The organism is Microcoleus sp. OTE_8_concoct_300 (assembly GCF_031383065.1).
Taxonomy (GTDB): domain Bacteria; phylum Cyanobacteriota; class Cyanobacteriia; order Cyanobacteriales; family Microcoleaceae; genus Microcoleus.
The window spans coordinates 20,406-27,990 of the sequence record NZ_JANMZH010000235.1; the positions used below are offsets into that span (position 1 = coordinate 20,406).

Here is a 7,585-nt window from a genome sequence, read left to right on the forward strand (position 1 = left end):
TCCTAATTCACCACCAAATCTAACACCTATTTTGTACAAACACGGCGCGGTGTCCCGCGCCGGACACGGCATTGCCGTGTCCCTACAATACGGGGCCGTGTGCGGCTTTGCTACCAAAGGTAATATCAAACAAAACCTAATACCAATTCTGTAGGGAAACGGCACTGCCGTGTCCTAATTCGCCACCAAACCTAACACCAATTTTGTCAAACACGGTGCGGTGTCCCGCCCCGGACACGGCAATGCCCTGTCCCTACAACATCTGCGTTTATCCGCGTCCATCCGCCAATATCTGCGGTTAAAAACTCCCTTGATTTCCCCGCAAAAAATGTAAAATCATACAAACATGGGTAGTCAAAAATGAACCAACCACGCCGCCAAGCCTATCTCACCCTGATTGAATCTCTTTTCAACTGTCCCAGCGAAGAAGAAACCGCCATCCTGCAAGCCAATCTAGAATTATTAGACGATGATTTTGCCGAATATTTGCGAGAGTGGGCAGCAGAAACCCTGCCCAACTTGGATGCAGATATAGCAGAAAATCTTGCCAATGTATTCTACAATTTAGATATAAAAATTTCAAGTCTTAAGCAAGGCAGTCGGAAAAGCAACTTAGAGATTGCTATTGCTTGTCTGGATATAGGATTAACTATTTTTACTCGCGAAGCTTACTCAGAAAAGTGGGCAATGTTTCAAAATAGTCTAGGTATTAAATACTGGGAAAGAATCAAGGGAGACAGGGGTGATAATTTAGAAAGGGCGATCGCATTTTATGAAGCTGCTTTAGAAGTTCGCACCCGTGAAGCTTTTCCCCAAGATTGGGCAATGACTCAAAACAATTGGGCAAATGCTTACAAGAATAGAATCAAGGGAGACAGGGGAGAGAATTTAGAAAGGGCGATCACAGCTTATAAATTGGCTTTGTCAATTTACACCCGCGAAGCTTTTCCCCAAGATTGGGCAATGACTCAAAATAATTTGGCAAATGCTTATCGTGACAGAATCAGGGGAGACTGGGGTGAGAATTTAGAAACCGCAATCAAATTTTATGAAGCTGCTTTAAAAGTTCGCACCCGCGAAGCTTTTCCCAAAAATTGGGCAGCGACTCAAAATAATTTGGCAAATGCTTACCAGAATAGAATCAGGGAAGACAGGGGAGAGAATTTAGAAAGGGCGATCACAGCTTATGAATTGGCTTTGTCAATTTACACCCGCGAAGCTTTTCCTCAAGATTGGGCAATGACTCAACATAATTTGGCAAATGCTTACAAGAATAGAATCAGGGAAGACAGGGGAGAGAATTTAGAAAGGGCGATCACAGCTTATGAATTGGCTTTAGAAGTTCGCACCCGTGAAGCTTTTCCCCAAGATTGGGCAATGACTCAAAATAATTTGGCACTTGCTTACAGTAACAGAATCATGGGAGATAGGGGAGAGAATGTAGAAAGGGCGATCGTAGCTTATGAATTGGCTTTGTTAGTTCGTACCCCCGAAGCTTTTCCCGAAAAATGGGCAATGACTCAAAATAATTTGGCAATTGCTTACTGTCAGAGAATCACGGGAGACAGCGGAGAGAATTTAGAAAAGGCCATCGCACTTTATAAATTGGCTGTGTCCGTTCGTACTCGCGAGGCTTTTCCCGAAGATTGGGCGACAACTCAAAATAATTTGGCAAATGCTTACAAGAATAGACTCAGGGGAGACAGGGGTGAGAATTTAGATATTGCGATCGGATTTTATCAAGCTGCTTTAGAAGTTTGCACTCCTGCTACCTTACCGCTTTACTGTCTGGGTACTGGGCGAAACTTAGGCAATTTAGGATTTGCAGAAAATTTGTTGGAAACAGCCCTATTCGGCTACGAAAAAGCCATCCAAGCTGTCGAACAAAGCCGCGAGTGGCTTACATCCGATAACCGCAAACGAGAGATTATAGAAGAAAATCTCGATGTTTATGAAAACATGGTTCAATCCTGCATCAATCACCAACAATATCACAAAGCCGTTCAAACCGTAGAACGCAGCAAATCTCGCTACCTAGTCGAACTCTTCACCAACAGCGAAATCTATCCCAAAACAGCCACAGAATTCGAGAAACAGCAACTTCAAGACTTGCGCCGTCAAATCGCCGCCTTGCGACAATTCCTAGAAGCAGAATCATCCTCTTCCTCCCTCGACAACGGTGGAGAATCAGGAATTCCTGGATTAGAGCGCACAACTCAGACCCGCAATCTCAGCAGCGAATCATTTCAACAACAAAAAGACACTTTAGTAACAAAATTGCAGCAGTTAGAACAATTGCTGCAACCTTTCAAACAGCGAGAACCTGAATTCGTCCTAACTCAGAAAGTCGAACCCATAGACATCGCCGAATTCCAGCAAACATTAGATGCAGAAACAGCAATTGTAGAATGGTACATTGGCAACTCCAAGTTTGCATCTAACGACCAAGATTGGGGAGGTGTAGCGTTTGTTATTACGCATGACGCTATTGAATTTGTCACGCTTGCCGCAGCCGAAATATCTGAATTAGAAGCCTGGCAAAAACACTATCTAGAGGAATATCGCAGTGAAGATAACACAATCTGGAAACAAACCTTATCCGAGAAACTGCAAAAACTATCCGAAATATTGCGGCTAGATGAGATAGTCGCCAAAATCCCCGAGCATTGCAGCAAACTGATATTAGTACCTCATCGTTACCTCCACTTATTCCCGCTGCACGCCTTACCTTTCACTTCAGAAACCCGGTTCAATCCAACAACCGAATTTTGTGGATACCTGCTAGACTGTTTTCCTGGCGGCGTGAAATATGCCCCCAGTTTGCAACTGCTGCAACTCGTACAAAACCGCAGCAAAACCCGGACATCTCCCGCACCCGAACTTCAACCATTATTTGCGATCCAGAATCCCACGGAAGATTTATCGAACGCCGACATGGAAGTAGAAACGATCAAACAAAGATTTGATACCCATAATATTTTAATCAGAAAAGGAGCCACAAAAATAGCCTTCAACGAAAATATAAAAAATCTCTCGAATGCCGGCTATATCCACTTTTCCTGTCACGGATTTTTTAACTTTGACTATCCGCTGCTGTCACTTCTCGTGTTAGCCGATTCCCTGGAATCACCAACATCTCCCCCAACCCCTCACCTGCAAGGAGAGGGAAGTCAGGAGAAAGATAAAGAAAACCCTTATGTCACTATGCACGGGCGGCGAAAAGTCATCCCGGAAAAATGCCTAACTTTGCGAGAAATTTTTGCCGAATTAGAGTTGTCACATTACAGTCTCGTCACACTCTCCGCCTGCGAAACCGGGTTAACAAACTCTACTGAAATGACAGATGAGTACATCGGTTTGCCCAGCGGCTTCTTGTATGCTGGGAGTATGAATGTTGTTAGCACATTGTGGTCAGTAGATGCTTTTGCGACGGCGATTTTAATGATAAAATTTTATCAGGAATTGCTACATAAAGTTTCGGTAGCAGTAGCTTTGAACGCCGCCCAAAACTGGATGCGCGCCGTCAGCCGGGAGGATTTGGGAGTTTGGGTTAAATCCTTAAATTTAGATAAAAAATCCGGGCAAAGTGTGGAACTGTGGTTAACATTGTCGCCAGAGGCACAGCCGTTTAGCCATCCCAAGTATTGGGCGGCATTCTGTGCTACTGGATATTAAGTGGAAGAAGGACTAAAGTCCTCACTACGAACCTGTGTTTTATTAACGGAGAATTGTTTTATGGAACCCGAAAAAGTTATCATGGTCTTTCTGAAATGGCTGGGCGAAAATCCGAGCATTTTCATGCCCAAAGCATGGCAAGATTTACCCAAACTAGAGACAGAAATAGCAGAATCAGCCGATGATGAATTATTTCCGATTGCCATGACTATCAGCAAGTGGTGCAGCAAACACGGATTGGGAGAAACTTTAAGAGAAGCTATAGGCATAAATAAAAAAGATATCGACGATGGAGGCGACCCCACCCCAAATACAATGCAGCCACTAACCAATATCACTCAAGTTCTGCGTCAAAGCATTGAAGAAGCTTGCAAAAAAATTCAAGAACTCGACGCACAGAAATCAAATACAGACAATGACTCAAAATAGTAAAATCTATGCCCCCAACGTCTATTTATTTGCCTATCACCTCTGTCAACCCCTAGAAACAGAGTCCATTTCCCCTGGAGGATTCACCAAACTGTGGGAAAAGTGCCACGAGATATTGCAAACTAAATTAGCAGTCGGTACGGCCTTCAACGGCAGCTACTTGTCCAAAAAAGACGAACCTACTGGATGGCGAGTCAACCTGATTAATAAACAAGTTGTTGGCAACCGGAGGTCTCTCCCCTTTGCTAAGAATATTTCCCACGATAATCAGCAAATTAATCTCAAAGGTTTCGCCGAACCGCTGCGGATTCATGACAGCTACGCTTTGGGTTTACAAATTCGCGTTCCCGAAAAAGTTGACGGCAATAAAACCTCGGCTGTCGATGTTAGCATCTTCCAAGAGTTTAATCCCGATAACTGCTTGCTGCCGGATTTCGTGCAGAGTAATTTCGGGCAAACTCTGCTGCTTACGGCTTGGCTGAGTATCGAACAAATTCAGGCGGCGCGGGAAGATTCGCAGTTTCTCAAAAATTTAGGCAAACAGTGTCTCGAAAAGTTGATTTCCGGTGAAAATCTGCCCGATTTCTCTCGTCAAGGCGAGTTATTTGGTAGTCCGATTTTGGAGTACGGCAATCCGAGTCAGCCCGATAGTTACTGTCACGTTATTATCTGGTTTTTCAACTCTTCCGCAACTGATGAAATCTGGGATGAGACGCGCTACAGCGATTTTATGGATTTGTTTTTATACCGAAATAAGATTCTTCGCGCTTATCACGATAGCCGCAAACTTTACCTGGTGACTCGCGAGGAATACAGACAAATTGAACTGGATATTGACAAGACTTTTAAGTATTTGCAGCGCGAACAATCTCAGCAGCGGGGTTCTAAAGGTGCTGGTTTAAAGCAGAAGGAATTAGAATATCTCAAAGGTCAGATGATTGAGATGCCGCTGCGGGCTGTGAAGTATGCCCGAATGCTGAGTGATTTGCAGGTTCGGGAAAATACGATCGCCATTAACGCCAAAAATTACCAAGATAAATTAAATCAAATAAGTTTTGACTTAAAAGCAAGAAACAAGTACAATGATAGTGATTGCGATTTAAGCTTTTTAGAATTATTCAGCAAAGAAACCTCGCCCCAGTTTCAAGAGCAAATCAAAGCCGACTTAGGCTACTTCACACACGGTTCCGGCTTGCTAGACCAAGCAACCGAGGCAATTCGAGCTATTGTGGCGATCGAAGAAGCTTATCGGAATGCCAAACTAGAGGTCACGATTCAAGCTGTCGGCTTTGGTTTGGGAGTAGCCGGGCTAGTGGCTGGCAGTTCTCCTTATTTAATTAAACAAGACCCGCCGAATCAAATAGTTGCTTTGCCTTTGGTGAAGGTGGGAATTAATTCTTTTGCGTTAGTATTGTTGATTAGTATCGGTGCGGGGTTTGGGGTTTGGGGTGTGGTTATGCTGAGTGCCAATTCCAAGAATCTATTAGGTAAGTTCAAGAATCTACTCGGTAAAAATAAGCAGTTGCCGCCGCAATAGACTTGAATTGCATAAATCCTGGATTAATACGGAAACCGCAGATTCAAGGCAGATAAACACAGATTAACGCAGATAATTTTGAGATTGTTTGCGAATGAGTGCAAGAAGTCTAATCATCCCGGTTTTGGGGGGGGGCAAATTGCCCGCCCCAGAAAAAGATTGAGCTTAATATTGAGGTACAGACGGGTCTACTTCTTCACTCCAAGCAGTAATTCCGCCCTTAACATTAATCCCCTCAATTCCAGCTTCCTTCAAAATCCCCAAAGCCTTCGCAGAACGCCCGCCCATTTTGCAGTGTGCAATCAAGCGGTGGCCGTTCAACAATTCTTTGACTTTAGCGACTCCTGCGCCCTGTTCGATATCGGGCAAAGGTACCAAAACTGACCCAGGAATTTGACAAATTTGATACTCGTTGGGATTGCGAACGTCCAACAATACAAAATCCTTGGCACCGCTGTCGATTAACTCTTTAAGTTCTGTGACAGTCATCTCAGGAATTTGCGTTTGCTGACTTGCTTCCTGCGCTTTAGCTTGAGGAATGCCGCAGAATTGTTCGTAATCGATTAACTTTTCAATTACCGGGCGCACTGGATTCGGTCGCAGTTTCAATTGCCGGAACGTCATTTCTAAGGCATTGTAAAGCAACAGTCTGCCGCTCAAAGTAGTGCCTTGACCCAAGATAATCTTGATAGCTTCCGTTGCTTGGATAGAACCGACAACTCCGCACAAAACGCCTAAAACGCCGCCTTCGGCACAAGAAGGAACCATCCCAGGAGGCGGGGGTTCCGGGTACAAATCGCGGTAATTCGGGCCGCCTTCGTAGTTGAAAACTGTTGCTTGCCCTTCAAATCGGAAGATGGAACCGTAGACGTTGGGCTTGTTTAGAAGGACGCAAACGTCGTTCATCAAATAGCGAGTCGGGAAGTTGTCCGTGCCGTCGATGATGATATCGTAAGGAGTGGCAATGTCGATCGCATTTTCGGAACTAACGCGAGTTTCGTACAAATCAACTTGACAAAAAGGATTAATTTCTAAAATCCGATTTTTAGCCGACTCAATCTTCGGTTTCCCAACCCAAGAAGTGCCGTGAATTACCTGCCGCTGCAAATTGGAATGGTCAACAATATCAAAGTCTACAATCCCAATGCGGCCAACACCGGCGGCTGCTAAATAAAGCAGCAGCGGCGAACCGAGGCCTCCCGTACCGATGCAGAGCACGCTGGCAGCTTTGAGACGCTTCTGCCCTTCCAATCCAACTTCTGGGAGGATGAGGTGGCGAGAGTAACGTTCGTATTCTTGTTTGTTGAGCTGGATCTCGTCCAGATTAGGATTTAGCATGATATTGTGTGTAGCGCCGATTTAGAATTATATCCTATCTGAATCTTTCGCCTTTTTACGAGTTTGTTATTTTTACTAATTATTTCTTAATCTGAGTCGGTTCCACTGCGAGAATTTCCTCTGCTTGAAAGTTCCCCTCTCCGTCAAGACTCCAACTGCGGAGGTCTTCCCAACAGCCTTGTCGGACGGACACAATGATATAAGAGTATTGGGCCCAGGCTAATGTCCGATCGCACTCTGAGGGCACTGCCGGACAATCCGTGTGAGAATGATATATACCGATAATATCCAGAGTGCGATCGCGCCCATGTTTCATCGCCCGCAACATATCTTCGGGCGCTATAGCATATCTGCGTCGTTCTGTCAATCCCTTTTCTTCAGGCCAATTCTCCTGGACCTGTGCACTCCAAGCATTGTCAGTCGGCCAAACTTCTACTAAAGTTTTAACACCAGCAGTAACTCGACCGAGCAACAAACCGCAGCATTCTTCAGGATATGTGCTTTCGGCGTGGGTGCGGATGGATAAAATTTGAGAGTCGGAAAGTGCGATCGGCTGCATGGGTTTTTATTGTAGATTTTTTTGTAAAGTGCGATCGGGCTTTTTTT

At 44.7% G+C, this 7,585-nt stretch carries 5 protein-coding genes; 3 read left to right on the top strand and 2 right to left on the bottom strand.

Going from position 1 to position 7,585, the window contains the following annotated elements; translation table 11 throughout:
- Positions 1-360: 360 nt before the first annotated feature.
- The 3 genes from ACUVJL_RS11400 to ACUVJL_RS11410 are packed head-to-tail and all read left to right on the top strand — an operon-like array spanning position 361 to position 5,641.
- A complete protein-coding gene (locus ACUVJL_RS11400) occupies positions 361-3,675 on the top strand; it encodes a CHAT domain-containing protein (protein WP_445245948.1) in 3,315 nt (1,104 codons plus the stop codon).
- A gap of 60 nt (positions 3,676-3,735) precedes the next feature.
- Positions 3,736-4,104, top strand: coding sequence for a hypothetical protein (locus ACUVJL_RS11405; RefSeq protein WP_445245949.1), 369 nt, complete (start codon positions 3,736-3,738; stop codon positions 4,102-4,104).
- Entirely contained in the window at positions 4,091-5,641 is a 1,551-nt protein-coding gene (locus ACUVJL_RS11410; RefSeq protein WP_445245950.1) for a hypothetical protein, read from the top strand. The genes ACUVJL_RS11405 and ACUVJL_RS11410 overlap by 14 nt, the downstream gene beginning before the upstream one ends.
- A gap of 165 nt (positions 5,642-5,806) precedes the next feature.
- Here the strand turns inward: ACUVJL_RS11410 and moeB are convergent, their stop codons facing one another.
- Together moeB and ACUVJL_RS11420 are read right to left on the bottom strand one after the other, a co-directional pair.
- Positions 5,807-6,979, bottom strand: a complete 1,173-nt coding sequence (gene moeB, locus ACUVJL_RS11415) for a molybdopterin-synthase adenylyltransferase MoeB (RefSeq protein ID WP_445245951.1) — start codon at positions 6,977-6,979, stop codon at positions 5,807-5,809.
- Between the two features lie 79 nt (positions 6,980-7,058).
- Entirely contained in the window at positions 7,059-7,538 is a 480-nt protein-coding gene (locus ACUVJL_RS11420) for a M67 family metallopeptidase (protein WP_445245952.1), read from the bottom strand.
- Between the last annotated feature and the right edge of the window lie 47 nt (positions 7,539-7,585).